Source organism: Phytopseudomonas dryadis (assembly GCF_004327355.1).
Lineage (GTDB): Bacteria > Pseudomonadota > Gammaproteobacteria > Pseudomonadales > Pseudomonadaceae > Aquipseudomonas > Aquipseudomonas dryadis.
This window is the reverse complement of record NZ_QJUM01000019.1, coordinates 1-15,833: the sequence shown is the minus strand read 5'-3', so window position 1 is coordinate 15,833 and position 15,833 is coordinate 1. Positions and strand designations below refer to the sequence as shown.

The window sequence follows — 15,833 nt, the reverse complement described above, 5'->3', positions numbered from 1 at the left end:
CTGCGCGTCTTCGACGCAGCGCTGTCGCGCAGCAAACAGGCCGTAGGATGGGTGCCAACCCATCGGCAATTGATGGGTTTCACCCATCCTACGTGGCTAGACTCTTCCTTATTTCTTGAATCCTATGAATCAATGGGTTACCTGATATTTGATGAGGGGGCTTCAGCCGCGACGAGATATTGTCAAAAGCTCGCCGCTGAAGCGCCTCCCACCGGCCATCGGTCAGGTCACCGCGCCTACCTGCCAGGGGACGAACTCGTTGTCGCCATAGTTGTACTGCTCGCTTTTCGACGGCGTGCCGGAGGCGATCTCGATGAGGATGTCGAAGATCTTCTGCCCGGCCTCGGCGATGCTCAGTTCGCCGTCGATGATACCGCCGCAATTGATGTCCATATCCTCTTCCAGACGCCGATACATGTCGGTGTTGGTGGCCAGCTTGACGCAGGGTGCCGGCTTGAAACCTGACACCGAACCGCGCCCGGTGGTGAAGCAGATCAGATTGGCACCGGAGGCCACCTGTCCAGTGACGGACACCGGGTCATAGCCGGGGCTGTCCATGAACACGAAGCCGTGCTCGGTGATCGGTTCACCCCACTCGTACACACCGTTGAGCGAGCTACTGCCGCCCTTGGCCGCAGCACCCAGGGATTTCTCGAGGATGGTGGTCAGCCCACCGGCCTTGTTGCCCGGTGACGGGTTGTTGTTCAGCTCGGCGCCGTTGATGCGGGTGTAGTTTTCCCACCAGGTCAGCCGGTCGAGCAGTTTCTGCGCCACCTCGTGGCTGGTGGCACGGGCGATCAGCAGGTGCTCGGCCCCATAGATCTCCGGGGTTTCGCTGAGAATCGCGGTGCCGCCATTGTGCGCCAGCAGGTCGGCAGCGTAGCCGAGTGCCGGGTTGGCGGTGATGCCCGAGTAGCCATCCGAGCCGCCGCATTGCATGCCGACCATGATGTGCTCGACGCTTTCCGAGGTACGTTCCAGGCGACCGATGGCTTCCAGCATGCCGGTCACCTGCTCGATGGCGCGTTCGATGCTGGCACGGGTACCACCAACGTTCTGGATGTTGAAGACACGGAAGTTCGGCCCTTCGCTGAGGTTGTAGCGCTTCATCAGTGAAGAGATCTGGTTGGTCTCGCAACCCAGGCCGATGATCAGGGCGCCGGCGATATTGGGGTTGCTGGCATAGCCCCAGATGCTGCGTTCGAGAAACTTGAAGCCTTCCGATTCGGTGTTTATCGCGCAGCCGCTGCCGTGGGTCAGCGCTACCACGCCATCGATGTTGTAGCGCTTGAGCAGCTCCGAGCCGTTGAAGTGCGTGGCCACCGCACGCGACACCGTGGCCGAGCAGTTCACCGTGGACAGGACGCCGATGTAGTTGCGCGTGCCGACGCGGCCGTCCGGACGGCGATAGCCCATGAAGCGGCGGCGCTGCTCCGGTGGCAGCACCAGGGTACGTTCGATGGCTGGCGGCAGGTCGTTGCTGGCGTGGCTCTGCGGCATCACCACGTTGTGGGTGTGTACATGGGTGCCGGCTGGGATGTCCTGACTGGCGATGCCGATGACCTGGCCGTACTTGAGCACGGGCTGGCCGGCGGCGATGGCGCGGTGAGCGATCTTGTGTCCGGCGGGGATGTCTTCAAGCACCTCAAGGTCGAGGCTTTCGACTCGGCTGCCACCGGCCAGGGCGCGGCGTGCGACGGAGACCGAGTCCAGTTCGCTGAGGGTGACCACGGTCGGGGTATTGGTAATGAGCTGCATGACAGGGTCTCGTTGTTGTTGTGATTGAGGTGCCGCGATGGTCGCAAATATGTACATTGCATGCAATGTTTTTAAGTGCTAACGTGCCTCCCAGAAGGGTCGGTAATGCCCCCCTGATAAGAACAACATCAAGGTGTACTCATATGGTTAGTGCCATGGCTCTGCGTTCAACGTGCCCCCATCGTGAAATAGCCCCAATGCTGGTCGGCCCCTCTCGCCTGGAGGTGGTTCATGGCTAGGTGGGTGGAGTGGTATTTCAACGGCCTCAAGGTGCTGGCCGTGTTCTTCCTGCTGGTGATGCTGGTGCTGGTCTTTGGCAACGTCATATTGCGCTATGGCTTCAATACCGGGATCTCGGTTTCCGAGGAACTGTCGCGCTGGGCCTTCGTCTGGCTGACGTTCATCGGGGCCATCATCGTGCTGCGCGAGCGTCAGCACATGCGCGTCGACACCGCATTGCGCAAGATGCCGGTGTTCGCCCAGCGAGCCTGTCTGTGGGTAGGGCAACTGCTGATGCTGATGTGCTCGATGCTGTTCTTCTGGGGCAGTTGGCAGCAGGTGGAAATCAATATCCATACCCCTTCACCCGCCACGGGTCTGTCCATGGGCCTGTTCTACGGTGCCGGTATGGTCTTCGGCCTGTGCGCCAGCCTGATCCATCTCTATGAGATGTACCGCCTGCTGCGCGGTGAAGGCTTACCCGAGCCACCGAGTGACCCGAACATCGTGCCTCACTGATTACCGAGTCCGCGCTGCGCCAGCCCGGTGTAGTGCCTAGCGATTAGAAAAATAACAAGCGGAGTGATCTCATGATCATCATTGGTCTGTTCGTGCTGACCCTGATCGGCGCGATGGCTATCGGTGTGCCCATCGCCTATGCCCTGATTCTGTGTGGCGTCAGCATGATGTATTACCTGGATCTGTTCGATGCGCAAATCATTGCGCAGAACCTGATTCACGGTTCCGACAGCTTCCCCCTGATGGCGATTCCCTTCTTCATGCTGGCCGGCGAGTTGATGAACGCCGGCGGCCTGTCCAAACGCATCGTCAATATGGCGATCACCAGTGTGGGTCATATCAAGGGCGGCCTCGGCTACGTGGCGATTCTGGCTGGCATACTGCTGGCCAGCCTGTCCGGCTCCGCCGCCGCCGACGCGGCCGCCCTGGCCGCCTTGCTGGTGCCCATGATGGTTCGCGCCGGGCACAACAAGGCCACCTCGGTCGGTCTGATCGCCTCGGCCGGGGTCATCGCCCCGGTGCTGCCACCTTCCATCGGTCTGATCCTGTTCGGTGTGGCCGGCAATATCTCGATCACCAAGCTGTTTCTTGCGGGGATCATTCCCGGATTGATGATGGGCGTATCGCTCTGTGTGGCCTGGTACTTCATATCCCGTCGCGAGCAGGTGGAGATCAAGGCCAAGGCCACTCGCGCCGAACGCCTCAAAGCCTTCGGTGAAGGCGTCTGGGCGCTGATGCTGCCGGTGATCATTCTGGTGGGGCTCAAGTTCGGCATCTTTACCCCGACCGAAGCCGGCGTAGTGGCAGCGGTGTATGCCTTTCTGGTGTCGGTGCTGGTGTACCGCGAAATGAGCTTCGCCGACCTGGCCCGAGTGCTGCTGGCCTCGGTGCGCACCACCTCCATGGTGATGTTCCTGGTGGCAGCGGCGATGGTCGCGGCCTGGGTGATCACCGTGACCGATCTGCCGAGCGAAGTGATCAACCTGCTCGAGCCGCTGATGGACAGCCCGCGCCTGCTGATGGTGATCATGGTGCTGATCGTGCTCGCGGTAGGTACTGCCATGGACATGTCGCCGGTGATCCTGATCCTCGCGCCGGTGATGCTGCCGGTGGCCGTGGCCGCCGGTATCGACCCTATCTATTTCGGTGTGGTGTTCGTCGTCACCTGCGCCGTCAGCCTGATCACACCACCGGTGGGCCTGGTGCTCAACGTGGTGTCCGGGGTGACCAAGCTGGATCTGCTCGATACCGTGCGCGGCTGCCTGCCGTTCCTGCTGGCCGAGTTGGTGGTGCTGGCGCTGATTACCCTGATCCCCGAGCTGATCACGGTGCCGATGCGCTGGATGTTCTGAACCGTCAGGTCGCCCGCTTGGCGGGCGACTCCCGTATGGGTCGTTGCACGGCCCACTCAATGCTCTGCTAGAGCGCTTTTCGACAAGAGGTAGATCATGAAAACAATTCCAAAATTGATCGGTGCAGTGTTCTGTGCCAGCACTCTGCTCAGCGGTTTCGTGCAGGCTGAGGAAGAGATCAACAAGCGTACCTTCAAGGTGGCGTTCGTGCAGGCCAAGGATCATCCCCATGGCCTGGGTGCGCAGAAGTTCGCCGAGCTGGTCAAGCAGAAAAGCGACGGCAAGATGAAGGTCATGGTGTTCGCCAGCGGCACTCTGGGCGGCGATGCCCAGGTGATCTCGTCGATTCAGGGCGGCACCGTCGACATGGCCATGGTCACACCCGGCCTGCTGACCGGTATCAACAAGGGCTTCGGCGTATTCGGCCTGCCCTTTACCTTCAACAACTTCGAAGAAGTCGACGCGGTACTCGACGGCCCGCTGGGCCAGGGTCTGCTGGATACCCTGCCCAACAATGGACTGATCGGCCTGGATTACTGGGATCATGGTTTTCGCCACGTGACCAACAGCAAACGCCCGATTACCAAGCTGGAAGACCTGGCCGGTCTCAAGCTGCGCATCATGCAGATTCCTTCGGCGGTGGAGAGCTTCAACCGTCTGGGCGCCAACGCGGTGCCGATGTCCTTCACTGAAATCTACACCGCGCTGGAAACCCACACGGTCGACGGTCAGGAGAACCCCCTGGCCTCGATCGAGGCGTCGAAGTTCTATGAAGTGCAGAAGTACCTGTCGCTGACTGGCCACTTCTATGATCCGTTGGCGGTGATCTTCAGCAAGAAGGTCTGGGATCGTCTCAACGAGCGTGAGCGCACCATCGTCTCCGAGGCCGCTCGCGAAGCCGGAATCTACGAGCGCCAGGTGTCCCGCGAGTCGAGCAGCAAGGCCCTGGCCTACCTGTCCACGCTGGACAACATGACGGTCAATGAAGTGTCGCCTGCCGAGATCGAGCGCATGCGCGAACACCTCAAGCCGACCATCGAGAAGTACACCGAGGTGTTCGGCGCTGAGCTCGTGGCTGAGCTGAACAAGACCCTGGCCGACATCCGCAGCAAGAACTAAGAACCTGTCTACGATCTGCTGCGCGTCGGCTAAACGGCGTTGAAAATGGCCTCGGAATGCTCATTTACCACTCGTAAACTCCGCTTCCTCGGCCATTTTCGCCACCGTTTATCTCTAGCTCGCGAGATCGTAAATAGGCTCTGAGGCACATACCGCAGCTTGCCCCGGTCTGGCCGGGGCATTTGGAACCCATGCTCATGACGCAAACTACCGTAGGTTTTATCGGCCTGGGCCTGATGGGCCAGGGCATGACCAGCAATCTGCTGAACAAGGGTTTTGCCCTCACTATCATGGCTCACCGCAACCGTGCGCCGCTTGAAGCCCTGGTCGCCCGGGGCGCGGTGGAGGTCGAGGACGCCAGCGCCATGGCCCGTTGCAGCGACCTGGTGCTGCTGTGCCTGCCCGGCAGCCGTGAGGTGCGTGCCGTGTTGCAAGGCCCGCGCGGCCTGCTGGCTGGCTTGCAGCCTGGGCAACTGGTGGTCGATTGCAGCACTGGCGACCCGGCGCAAACCCCCGAGATCGCCGCCCTGGTGCGCGAGGCCGGTGGCCGTTACATGGACGCGCCGGTCAATCGCACGCCCAAGGAGGCCGCCGAGGGCCGACTCAATGGCCTCGCCGGGGGCGCCGACGCCGATGTCGAGCAAGCCCGACCGGTTCTCCAGACATTCTGTGAAACCCTGCATCACCTCGGCGCGGTCGGCAGTGGTCACAAGGCCAAGGTGATTCACAACTTCATCGCCCAGGGCAACGCCGCGATTCTTGCCGAAGCCTTCTGCGCCGCGGCGAAGAACGGCCTGGAGTTGCGCGCCTTCGCCGACATCTGCCGGCTCAGCGGCGGCTACAGCCGCACCTTCGAGCGCATCATCCCCTTCGTCCTCGAGGGCGATGACAGCGGCCAGAAGTTCGCCCTGGCCAACTGCGAGAAGGACATGCGCTATTACACCGATCTGGCGCGTTCCACTCCCGCCACCGGGCCGGTAGCCGATGCGGTATACCAGACCTTCATGCTGGCCAAGGCGCTCGGCCATGGCGACAAGTACGTACCGCACCTGTTCGACGTGCTGGGCGAGATCAACGGCGTACGCGTGCGTGCCCATGAGGAGAGCAAGGCATGAAGCTGTTGCGTTATGGCCAGCCCGGTCAGGAAAAACCGGCAGTCGTTGCCGCTGATGGCAGCTTGCGCGATCTGTCTGCGCATGTGCTGGATATCAGCCCGCGCACGCTCGACCCACAGGTGCTGGATGAGTTACGAGCGCTGGATCACGCCAGCCTGCTCCGGGTCGAGGACGGCGTGCGTATCGGTACGCCCATCGCCAATATCGGCAAGCTGGTCTGCGTTGGCCTGAACTACGCCGACCACGCCAGGGAGTCCAACCTGCCGGTGCCCAGCGAGCCGGTGCTGTTCATGAAGGCCACCAGCGCCATCTGCGGGCCGAACGATACGGTGATCATCCCGCGCGGCGCACAGAAGACCGACTGGGAAGTGGAGCTGGGCATCGTCATCGGGCGCAGGGCGCAGTACGTCGAGCGCGAGCAGGCGCTGGATCATGTGGCCGGCTACTGCATCGTCAACGACGTCTCCGAGCGTGCCTACCAGCACGAGCGCGGCGGCTCCTGGGACAAGGGCAAGGGCTGCGACACCTTCGCCCCCATCGGTCCGTGGCTGGTGACGGCCGACGAGATCGCCGACCTGCGCGACCTGGACCTGCACCTGAGTGTGAACGGTGAAACTCGCCAGCAGGGCAACACCCGCACCATGATCTTCTCCATCGATGAGATCGTCAGCTACATCAGCCAGTTCATGACCCTCAATCCAGGCGACGTGATCTGCACCGGTACCCCGCCCGGCGTCGGCGCCGGGATGAAGCCGCCGCAGTTCCTCAAGGCCGGCGATCGCATGCGCCTGAGCATCAGCGGTCTCGGTGAGCAGTGTCAGGACGTGGTTGCCTGGCAGCGCTGATACTGCCGAGAGGGCATCCGAACAAGCGCGTCTCGAGACGCGCTTTTGGCATTAGCCTGGAGCATTTATGAGACGTTTCTATACGGGCCGCGATTATCGACGCGCCCAAAGCATTGATGAACTGCGGGCGATGGCGCGCCGCCGGCTGCCGAACTTTTCTTTCGAGTACGTCGAGGGCGGCGCCGACGATGAAGTGACGCTAAGGCGTAACCGCAGCGTGTTCGAGGGCATCACCCTGCAACCGCGCACGCTGATCGATGTCGGCCAGCGTGACCTGGGTTGCCATTTTTTCGAGCGTCCCTCGAGCATGCCTTTTCTGATCGGACCGACCGGCTTCAATGGTCTGCTGACCGATCGTGGTGATTGGCACCTGGCCCAGGCGGCCGCCCGTGCCGGAATTCCCTTTGTGCTGAGTAATGCCTCCACCATCGCCATCGAAGAAATCGCTGCCATTGACGGGGCGCGCACCTGGATGCAGATCTACCTGTATCGCACCCGCCAGCATGTTGCCGATCTGGTGGCACGCTGCAAGGCGCTGGAACTGGAGGCCATAGTGGTCACCACCGACAGTGCGATTCTCGGTAATCGCGAGTGGGATCGGCGCAACTACCGCCGGCCGCTGAAGCTCGACCTGCGCAATGCGCTGGACGTCGCGGCCCATCCCGCCTGGATTTGGGATGTGCTGGTACCCCATGGCGTGCCACGCTTCAAGAACCTGGGCAATCTGTTGAAGCCGGGGCAGGACTCGGTAAAAGGTGCGGCCAGTGCCATCGGCCAGGAACTGGACGCTACCCTGAGTTGGCAGGATATTGCCTGGTTGCGTGACCTGTGGCCCGGCAAACTCATCGTCAAGGGCCTGATGCATCCGGACGATGCGCCCCAGGCGATCAAGTACGGCGTCGATGGCGTGGTGCTGTCCAACCATGGCGGTCGCCAGCTCGACAGTGCGGTGTCGGCCATGGAAGTGCTGCCCGGTATCGTGCAGCAGCTCAAGGGTCGCGTCAGCGTGTTCCTCGATGGTGGTTTCCGCCGCGGCACGGACATTCTCAAGGCGCGTCTGTTAGGCGCCGATGGGGTGTTCCTCGGGCGGGCGGGCCTGTATGGCCTGGCCGCGGGCAAAGGCCCGGGGGCCAGCCACGCAATCGACATCCTGCGCAGCGAGATGGATCGCTCCCTGGGCCTGCTGGGCTGCCGCGAGCTGGCGGATCTGACGCCGGAGCTGATCCACGATCCCGTCTGGCGCGGCCTGGCCGAAGCCAGCCGTCGCTAGTTTCCCACTGCCTCGCACCCACCCACGAATCTGCAGGTGCGAGGCAGTTTTTTCTTCCACCTTGTAGCCCACCTTTTCCAGGCAAGAAAAAGGGGCGGTCATGCCGCCCCTCGGGGGTTAGCCGTGCGTTTCAGAATGGATAGTCGTGCCCGGCCTCGCTGGCAGCTGTACGCAGCGCCGCCAGCACATCCTCCGGCAGCTCCAGCCCCTGTTCGAAGGCCTTCGTCCGCCGCGCGATGCCGGCATGGCCCGGCATGCGCACCGGGTTTTGCACCACGCGCGGGCGGCTGTCCAGGCAGGCGCCGACGAAGTGATCCATCTCCGCCTTGAGCTCGTCGACGCCACCGAAGAACGCCGGGTCGAAGGTCAGCACGGTCACCGCCGCGCCCCATTGCCTGACCCCGTCCTTGCGCCCGAAGCCGCCGAGGCCGGCGGTCAGCGCCTCGACCAGGGTGCCGAGGGCGAAGCCCTTGTGGCCGAACTCCAGGCTGCCCAGCGGCAGGATGGCGCCCGGCGGCGTGCCGAAGTAGGCAGCGGTGTCGCGGGTCGGCTGGCCGTCCTGGCCGATCAGCGCGGCATGTTCCAGTTGGCCGCCGGCCTGGTGGGTCTTGTTGACCAGGCCGTTGGTGATGGTCGACATGCTGACGTCGATAAGGATTGGCTTGTCCCCGGTTGGAATGCCGATGCCCAGCGGGTTCGGCGTGTACACCGGATCGAGCCCGCCATGCGGCGCCACCGAGGCCACGGCCGGGTCGGAGGTCAGCACCAGCGGAATCAGATCCTGCTCGGTGTAGCGCTGCAGGTAGGCGGCCAGGCAAGCGATATGGTGCGAGCGGCGAATGGTCGCCACGCCAATGCCGAAGGTGCGTGCGGCCCGGGCGGTGAAGTCCAGCGCCTGTTCGACGCAATACGGGCCGAGCAGGTAGTCGGCGTCGTAGAGCACCGCTGCCGGGGTCTGGCGGACGATCCTCAGGCTCTCGGCATTGCCCTTGGCCTGGCCGCCGCGCAGATCCTTGAGGTAGCCCTGGGCCAGTTTCACGCCATGGGTGTGGTGGCCGAGCAGATCACCTTCGACCAGCACCCGGCTGACCACCGTGGCTACGTCGGGGCTGACCTTGGCGTCGAGCAACAGTTGTTCGACGAAGCGCTCCAGCGCTTGGGGGGCGATACGGCTCATTCTATGACTTCCTTCGGCACCAGAGGGGCGTTACCGCGCTTGCGCCAGAGCCTGGCCAGCAGCGGGAACAGGGCGATGATCAGGACGAACAGGGCCAGGCAGGCGCTGATCGGCCGCTCGACGAAGGCCAGCAGGTTGCCGTCGGCCTTGATCATCGAGGTCATGAAGTTGGTTTCCAGGATGTTGCCCAGCACCAGGCCGAGGATGGCCGGAGCGAGGGGCACGTCGGCGGTGGCGATCAGGTAGGCGACGATGCCGCAGACCAGCATGATCCACACGTCGGTCAGGCTGTTGTTGATGGCGAAGGCGCCGACGATGCAGAAGCACAGGATGATCGGCATCAGCACGCGCAGCGGCGTCACGGCGAATACGTGGGCGCTGCGGATGGCCAGGTAGCCGATCGGCAGCAACACCAGATTGGCGACGAAGAAGGCGGTGAACAGGCCGTAGGCCATGGCGCTGTTGTCCAGGAAGATGGTCGGGCCGGGGTTCATGCCCTTCATGTACAGCACGCCGATGACGATGGCGGTGATCGAATCGCCGGGAATGCCGAACACCAGCGCCGGCACCCAGGAGCCGGCGACCGCCGAGTTGTTCGCCGAGCCGGCGTCGACCAGGCCTTCGATGTGGCCCGTGCCGAAGGCCTCCGGGGTCTTCGAGCGCTTCTTGCTGATGGCGTAGGCGATCCACGCGGCGATGTCGGCGCCGGCGCCGGGCAGGATGCCGATGAAACCGCCCACGCCGCTGCCGCGGATCACGCTCTTCCAGTAGCGCTTGAGGTGCATCGGCACCTTGCCGAAGACGTTGCCGTACTGCTTGGGGATGGTCTTTCCGGCGTCGTCCTTGTCGTGGTTGCTATAGAGCTTCATCACCTCGTACATGGCGAAGAAGCCGATCATCACCGGGATGAAGTTGATCCCGGCCATCAGATCCGGCACGTCGAAGGTGAAGCGTGGCGCGCCGGTGACCATGTCCAGACCGATGGTGGACAGCAGCAGGCCGACCATCAGCGAGAGGAAGCCCTTGAGCGCCGAACCGGTGGAGATGAACACCGCGCTGCTCAGACCCAGCACCGCCAGCCAGAAGTATTCGAAGGAACTGAAGTTGAGGGCGAATTCGGCCAGCGACGGCGCCACCATGACCAGCACCGTAGTGCCGAACAGGCCGCCGATCACCGAACAGGTGAGGTTGACGCCGAGGCACTCGCGGGCGCGGCCCTGACGGCCGAGCGCTGCGCAGTCGCTGACGTAGGCGGCCGAGGCGGGCGTGCCGGGAATGTTCAGGTAGGCGCCGGGAATATCGCCGGCGAAGATCGCCATGGCCGAGGTGGTGATGATCGCGGCGATGGCCGCGGTCGGTTCCATGGCGAAGGTGACCGGTACCAGCAGGGCCACGGCCATGGTCGCGGAAAGGCCGGGAATGGCGCCGACGAAGACGCCGAAGATCGCCGCGGCGAGAATCACCAGCAGCGTCTGGAAGTTGAACACCAGCAGAATGCCGTCGAGTAGTGCGTTCATGGGCAGTGCCTCAGAAGCCGAAGGGCCCGCTAGGAAGCGGAACCTTGAGCATGTGGCCGAAGGAGAGGCTGATCACCGCGGTGGACACGGCGCTGATCAGCAGCGATGGCAGCCAGCGCACGCCGCCCTGGAGCAGCAGTATCAGCATGATCAGCAGCATCGTCAGGGCCGCGCCGAGCACCTCGCTCAGGTAGATGTAGGCCACCACCATCAGGCAGGGCACCAGCAGGCCGGGGTGGGGCAGGACGAAGCCGCCGCCGCTGGCGGACGCGTTCCGGCGCATCTTGCGCAGGGTCGCGACGCTCAGCAGGGCGCCGCCGATCACCATGCCGGCGGCGATCAGGCTGGGGAACAGGTTGGCGCCGTACTGCATGCCGGGGACGGCGGGGAAATCCTGTGCCAGCACCCAGACGGTGATGCCCAGGGCGATGAAAACGAGACCGAGGATTAGATCTTTCATGGGGAGTTCTCTTACCGCAGAACGGAGACGAACGACGCCCCGAAAGGCGTCGTTGTAAAGGAACGGCTTACTTCTTCATGCCGATCTTTTCGATGATACCGCCCATGTAGGTATTGTTCTTTTCGAGGAAAGTGGAGAAGTCGGCGGCGTTGCGCCACTCGATGCCAAAGCCGAGCTTGTGCATGTAGTCCTGGTACAGCTCGGAGTTGTAGGCCTTCTCCAGGGCCGCTTCGAGGGTGGCGACGATCTCCGGCGGCAGGTTTTTCGGCCCGGCGATGCCGCGCCATTCACCCAGCGAGTAGTCGCTGCCCAGGCTTTCCTTGAGGGTCGGGATGTCCGGGAAGGCCGGGTTGCGCTCGGGCGAGAGGATCGCCAGGCCCTTGGCCCTGCCGGCATCGATCATCGAGCGGGCTTCGGGCACCGAGGTCGGCACCAGCTGGATGCTGCCGGCGGCCAGTTCGACCATGGCCGGGGCTGCACCCTGGCTGGGAACGAAGGTGATCTTGTCCGGCTCGATGCCCTGCTCCAGCAACAGCCCGGCGAACGCCACGTGCCAGATGCCGCCCAGGCCGGTACCGGAGGCCTTGATGGTGCCCTTGGGCTGGGTGCGAATGGTTTCCAGCAGGTCGCTGACGCTGTCGTAGGGGGCGTTCGCCGCCACCTGCACGCCGGGATAGTCATAGTTGGTCATGGCGATCGGGGTGAAGTTCTCGTAGGTCAGCTTGGTCAACCCCTGCCAGTGCATCATGTTCAATTCGCCAGTGATGAAGCCCAGCGTATAGCCATCCGGCCTGGCGCTGGCCATCACGCTATGGCCGACCACCCCATTGCCACCCGCACGGTTGACCACGTTGATGGTGACACCGAGTTCCTTCTCCAGCGCCGCGGCGATCCCGCGGGCGGCGGCGTCGCTGCCGCCTCCGGCGGCCCAGGGCACGATCAACTGGATGGGCTTTTCCGGATAGGCTGCCATGGCCAAGGGCGAGACGAGCAGGGCGCAGAGCAGGAGGGATTTGCAGGTATGCCGCGAAGCGCGCGCAGCCAGGTAGGAAAGCATGCTGGTCACCTATTGAAATTATTGTCAGTGATCACGCCGATGCAGTGAGTGCCCGGTCGCGATAGCCCATGCCAGAGCGGTGGACATGGTTGGCACCCTATTGCCTGGCGAGCCGGGTTGTCTAATGAGGCTTGGTAATCACGCCATAACGAGAGGTTATTCCGGGGCCAGCACCTGGCGCAGTAGGTAGGGTGGGTTAGCGACGCCGGGCACGGATTGACAGGTACCGCTGTCGTGGTGCGTCGCGGATGGCCGCCCCGCGTAACCCACCAGGCGGTGGAAGGTGTTGCGCCCATGGTGGGTTACGCCGCCCCGGAAACCGCGAGTTGCCCGACATATGCAACAGGCGGCTAACCCACCCTACGAGAAACCGTTCGACCGCCAGTCGATCTATGGTGTGACAGCAGGATTGTCCAGCACCTGGCGCAGAGCCTCGCAGAACTGCGTTGCATTGGCTGACAGCGGCTCGTCCTTGCGCCGGATCAGGCCGTAGCCGAGCGACGGTGTCTGCAGCGGAGGTTGCAGCAGCACCAACTGTCCCAGGGCGACCTGCTGCAGGACGATGGCCTCGGGCAGCAGGGCCAGGGCCTGGCTATGGCGCAACAGGTGCAGGGTGGACTGTACGGATACCGTTTCCACCCGGTTACCGGGAAAGTGGATACCGGCATCGCCGAAGGCCTGTTCGATCATCCGCCGCAGCGGGGTGTTGGGTGGATAGACCACCCAGGGCCATTGCTCCAGGTTCCTGGCACTGGGGGCTGTCTGTCGGGCCAGCGGATGGGTGGGGTCGGCGCACAGCAGGAAGGGTTCGCTGGCGACCTCCTGGTAGCTGAAGTGCTCCTGCTGGCGCGGTTCGGTAAAGCGTCCGATGACCAGATCCAGCTGTTTGTGCAGGAGCATCTGCAGCAACTGGTCGCTGGTGTGTTCGAACAGTTCGATGGTCAGCAGGGGACGTTGCTGTTTCAGCTGCAGCAGGGTGCTCGGCACCACCTGGGCGGTCGCGGCAACGATGGCGCCGATGCGCAGGTGGCCATAGCCGCCCTGGCGCAGGCTTTCCAGTTCCAGGGCGAAGTGTCGGCAGTCGTTCAGGGTGCGCCTGGCGTAGGCGATGACGATCAGGCCGAGTTCGGTCGCCACCAGTTCGCGGGGTTGGCGATCGAACAGGAGGAAGTCGAGCATCTGCTCGATCTCGCGCAACATCTTGCTCACGGCCGGCTGGCTGAGCCCCATCCGTTGCGCGGTGGCGTGCATGTTGGTGGTGTCGGCGAGGGTCTCGATCAGTTGCAGATGGCGCAGGCGCAGCCAGTTATGCAGCGTGGGAAGCTTGCTCAGGTTCGCTGTCATGGGGTTACCAGGAGGTTCGTGGTGATAACCAAGGCGTATCGAGTGTTGACGATTCGTCATTGGTCACCGATGCAAATGCTTGGTTATGGTCGCACAGCATCAGTCCTGTCCTCCATTGACCCATGCGCCCACCCACATAATAAAAGAGCTCGTATATGGCCCGTCCTGTAATCCTGACCCCCGACAACACGCTGCCTGAAGATGGTCTGACCGGTACTCTGATCGGGCGGATCTGGCTCCCCGGTGCGATCGCGGGGCCCGCCCCCGTGCTGTTGCATGAGCATGGCGTTTTCGACCTCAGCGCACTGTCTCCCACACTCGCCGGACTGTGCGAGCGGGAGAATCTTCACGCGCATGTACACGATAGCCGCATGCCGCGAGTCTGCAGTGTGGCCGAGTTGCTCGCCAATAGTGGCAGCGAGCGCGATGAGACACGCCCGAGCCTGTTGGCACCAGCCGACCTGCAGGTGATCAAGGCGGCCGGGGTGACCTTCGCCTCGAGCATGGTCGAGCGGGTGATCGAGGAGCGCGCCGGCGGCGATCCGCAGCGTGCCGAGGAGATCCGTGGCCAGGTGCGCGAAATGATTGGCGATAATCTGCGCAGCCTGGTGCCGGGTTCGGAGAATGCAGCGCGCCTGAAGGTTCTGCTGCAGGAGAAAGGGCTGTGGTCGCAGTACCTCGAGGTGGGTATCGGCCCGGATGCCGAGGTGTTCACCAAGGCCCCGGTACTGGCTGCCATGGGCAGCGGTATGGACATCGGTATTCACCCGAAGTCAGCCTGGAATAATCCGGAGCCGGAGGTGGTGCTGGTGGTCAATAGTCGGGGTCGAGTGATCGGGGCCACGCTGGGTAACGACGTCAACCTGCGCGATTTCGAAGGGCGCAGCGCGCTGTTGCTGAGCAAGGCCAAGGACAACAACGGTTCCTGCGCCATCGGGCCGTTCATTCGCCTGTTCGACGCCAGCTTTGGTATCGACGATGTACGCAACTGCGAGGTGGATCTGCGAGTCGAGGGCGAGGACGGTTTCGTGCTCAACGGCCGTAGCAGCATGAGTCAGATCAGTCGCGACCCGCTGGATCTGGTGGGCCAGACGTTGAACGCCAACCATCAGTACCCCGATGGATTCCTGCTTTATCTGGGGACACTGTTCGCACCCACTGAAGATCGCGACCAGCCGGGCAGCGGCTTTACCCATAAACTGGGCGATCATGTCAGCATCAGTTGCCGCCAGCTTGGCGGTTTGCATAACCGTGTGCAATACAGCGATCAACTGGCCGCCTGGCAGTTCGGCTTGTTGGCGCTTATCGGAAACCTGGCGGCGCGCCGCTTGCTTTGAACAGGCCGTCCGCGCGGCGGCGGTTGGCCGAATCAGGCCACTGACGCTGATGAATGGCGCGGAAAGTTCTTCTTCGAGGTCAAGGGCGGAAAAGTAGCCCAGGTCGAGCGCAGCGACACCCGGGAGCCTGCCCTGGGTATCGCTGCGCTCAACGCCAGGCTACCGCTCTGGCTGCCCCTTCATCGTTCCGGCAGCGGTCATCCGCTGGCTGGGTTGATGGTGGATGAACAGCGCGTTGGCTATGCACCCGATCCCCAACGTAGCCCGGGTCGAGCGCAGCGACACCCGGGAAGCTGCCCTGGGTATCGCTGCGCTCAACGCCAGGCTACCGCTCTGTCTGCCCCTCCATCGTTCCAGCGGCGGTCATCCGCTGGCCAGGTTGAGGTGGATGAACAGCGCGTCGGCTATGCACCCGATCCCCAACGTAGCCCGGGTCGAGCGCAGCGACACCCGGGAAGCTGCCCTGGGTATCGCTGCGCTCAACGCCAGGCTACCGCTCTGGCTGCCCCTTCATCGTTCCGGCAGCGGTCATCCGCTGGCTGGGTTGATGGTGGATGAACAGCGCGTCGGCTATGCACCCGATCCCCAATGTAGCCCGGGTCGAGCGCAGCGACACCCGGGAAGCTGCCCTGGGTATCGCTGCGCTCAACGCCAGGCTACCGCTCTGGCTGCCCCTTCATCGTTCCGGCAGCGGTCATCCGCTGGCTGGGTTGATGGTGGATGAACAGCGCGTCGGCTATGCAC

13 protein-coding genes are annotated in these 15,833 nt (G+C 63.3%); 7 read left to right on the top strand and 6 right to left on the bottom strand.

All coding sequences use genetic code 11. From position 1 onward, the window contains the following. Positions 1–222: 222 nt before the first annotated feature. Entirely contained in the window at positions 223–1,758 is a 1,536-nt protein-coding gene (locus DNK34_RS16195) for a UxaA family hydrolase (RefSeq protein ID WP_131175970.1), read from the bottom strand. Between the two features lie 231 nt (positions 1,759–1,989). On the opposite strand from DNK34_RS16195, the gene DNK34_RS16190 reads away from it, so the two are divergent. The 6 genes from DNK34_RS16190 to DNK34_RS16165 all read left to right on the top strand — a co-directional run bounded on the left by DNK34_RS16190 (position 1,990) and on the right by DNK34_RS16165 (position 8,197). Further along, a complete protein-coding gene (locus DNK34_RS16190) occupies positions 1,990–2,496 on the top strand; it encodes a TRAP transporter small permease (RefSeq protein WP_131175969.1) in 507 nt (168 codons plus the stop codon). A 74-nt stretch (positions 2,497–2,570) separates the two neighbouring features. Continuing rightward, the gene (locus tag DNK34_RS16185) at positions 2,571–3,848 is read left to right on the top strand and encodes a TRAP transporter large permease subunit (protein ID WP_207390865.1); all 1,278 of its coding nucleotides are present in this window, start codon (positions 2,571–2,573) and stop codon (positions 3,846–3,848) included. Positions 3,849–3,944: 96 nt separating this feature from the next. Continuing rightward, positions 3,945–4,967 (top strand): TRAP transporter substrate-binding protein, encoded by a 1,023-nt coding sequence (locus DNK34_RS16180; protein ID WP_131175967.1) that lies wholly within the window; start codon positions 3,945–3,947, stop codon positions 4,965–4,967. Positions 4,968–5,164: 197 nt separating this feature from the next. Next, entirely contained in the window at positions 5,165–6,082 is a 918-nt protein-coding gene (locus DNK34_RS16175; protein WP_131175966.1) for an NAD(P)-dependent oxidoreductase, read from the top strand. Next, positions 6,079–6,927 carry a fumarylacetoacetate hydrolase family protein gene (locus DNK34_RS16170; protein WP_131175965.1) on the top strand — a complete coding sequence of 283 codons (849 nt, stop codon included), beginning with the start codon at positions 6,079–6,081 and terminating at the stop codon, positions 6,925–6,927. Before DNK34_RS16175 ends, DNK34_RS16170 begins: the two co-directional genes overlap by 4 nt. Before the next feature lie 67 nt (positions 6,928–6,994). Beyond that, positions 6,995–8,197 (top strand): alpha-hydroxy acid oxidase, encoded by a 1,203-nt coding sequence (locus DNK34_RS16165; protein ID WP_131175964.1) that lies wholly within the window; start codon positions 6,995–6,997, stop codon positions 8,195–8,197. Between the two features lie 130 nt (positions 8,198–8,327). Here the strand turns inward: DNK34_RS16165 and DNK34_RS16160 are convergent, their stop codons facing one another. The 5 genes from DNK34_RS16160 to DNK34_RS16140 form a co-directional block, all read right to left on the bottom strand. Continuing rightward, entirely contained in the window at positions 8,328–9,374 is a 1,047-nt protein-coding gene (locus DNK34_RS16160; protein ID WP_131175963.1) for an Ldh family oxidoreductase, read from the bottom strand. After that, complete coding sequence (locus DNK34_RS16155) at positions 9,371–10,891, bottom strand: tripartite tricarboxylate transporter permease (RefSeq protein WP_131175962.1); 1,521 nt, start codon at positions 10,889–10,891, stop codon at positions 9,371–9,373. The genes DNK34_RS16160 and DNK34_RS16155 overlap by 4 nt, the downstream gene beginning before the upstream one ends. Positions 10,892–10,901: 10 nt before the next feature. After that, the gene (locus DNK34_RS16150) at positions 10,902–11,351 is read right to left on the bottom strand and encodes a tripartite tricarboxylate transporter TctB family protein (protein ID WP_131175961.1); all 450 of its coding nucleotides are present in this window, start codon (positions 11,349–11,351) and stop codon (positions 10,902–10,904) included. A gap of 67 nt (positions 11,352–11,418) precedes the next feature. Continuing rightward, positions 11,419–12,408: a tripartite tricarboxylate transporter substrate binding protein gene (locus tag DNK34_RS16145; RefSeq protein ID WP_131175960.1), complete on the bottom strand. Its 990-nt coding sequence runs from the start codon at positions 12,406–12,408 to the stop codon at positions 11,419–11,421. A gap of 390 nt (positions 12,409–12,798) precedes the next feature. Continuing rightward, positions 12,799–13,752 (bottom strand): LysR family transcriptional regulator, encoded by a 954-nt coding sequence (locus DNK34_RS16140; protein ID WP_131175959.1) that lies wholly within the window; start codon positions 13,750–13,752, stop codon positions 12,799–12,801. Positions 13,753–13,907: 155 nt separating this feature from the next. On the opposite strand from DNK34_RS16140, the gene DNK34_RS16135 reads away from it, so the two are divergent. Continuing rightward, positions 13,908–15,089: a fumarylacetoacetate hydrolase family protein gene (locus tag DNK34_RS16135; protein ID WP_131175958.1), complete on the top strand. Its 1,182-nt coding sequence runs from the start codon at positions 13,908–13,910 to the stop codon at positions 15,087–15,089. Positions 15,090–15,833 lie beyond the last annotated feature (744 nt).

What these genes read in the sequence shown, in the direction of transcription:
- DNK34_RS16135 (WP_131175958.1), top strand. Translation starts at nt 13,908, where the DNA reads ATGGCCCGTCCTGTAATCCTGACCCCCGACAACACGCTGCCTGAAGAT.
- DNK34_RS16160 (WP_131175963.1), bottom strand. Translation starts at nt 9,374, where the DNA reads ATGAGCCGTATCGCCCCCCAAGCGCTGGAGCGCTTCGTCGAACAACTG.
- DNK34_RS16180 (WP_131175967.1), top strand. Translation starts at nt 3,945, where the DNA reads ATGAAAACAATTCCAAAATTGATCGGTGCAGTGTTCTGTGCCAGCACT.
- DNK34_RS16145 (WP_131175960.1), bottom strand. Translation starts at nt 12,408, where the DNA reads ATGCTTTCCTACCTGGCTGCGCGCGCTTCGCGGCATACCTGCAAATCC.
- DNK34_RS16190 (WP_131175969.1), top strand. Translation starts at nt 1,990, where the DNA reads ATGGCTAGGTGGGTGGAGTGGTATTTCAACGGCCTCAAGGTGCTGGCC.
- DNK34_RS16175 (WP_131175966.1), top strand. Translation starts at nt 5,165, where the DNA reads ATGACGCAAACTACCGTAGGTTTTATCGGCCTGGGCCTGATGGGCCAG.
- DNK34_RS16155 (WP_131175962.1), bottom strand. Translation starts at nt 10,891, where the DNA reads ATGAACGCACTACTCGACGGCATTCTGCTGGTGTTCAACTTCCAGACG.
- DNK34_RS16150 (WP_131175961.1), bottom strand. Translation starts at nt 11,351, where the DNA reads ATGAAAGATCTAATCCTCGGTCTCGTTTTCATCGCCCTGGGCATCACC.
- DNK34_RS16165 (WP_131175964.1), top strand. Translation starts at nt 6,995, where the DNA reads ATGAGACGTTTCTATACGGGCCGCGATTATCGACGCGCCCAAAGCATT.
- DNK34_RS16140 (WP_131175959.1), bottom strand. Translation starts at nt 13,752, where the DNA reads ATGACAGCGAACCTGAGCAAGCTTCCCACGCTGCATAACTGGCTGCGC.
- DNK34_RS16170 (WP_131175965.1), top strand. Translation starts at nt 6,079, where the DNA reads ATGAAGCTGTTGCGTTATGGCCAGCCCGGTCAGGAAAAACCGGCAGTC.
- DNK34_RS16195 (WP_131175970.1), bottom strand. Translation starts at nt 1,758, where the DNA reads ATGCAGCTCATTACCAATACCCCGACCGTGGTCACCCTCAGCGAACTG.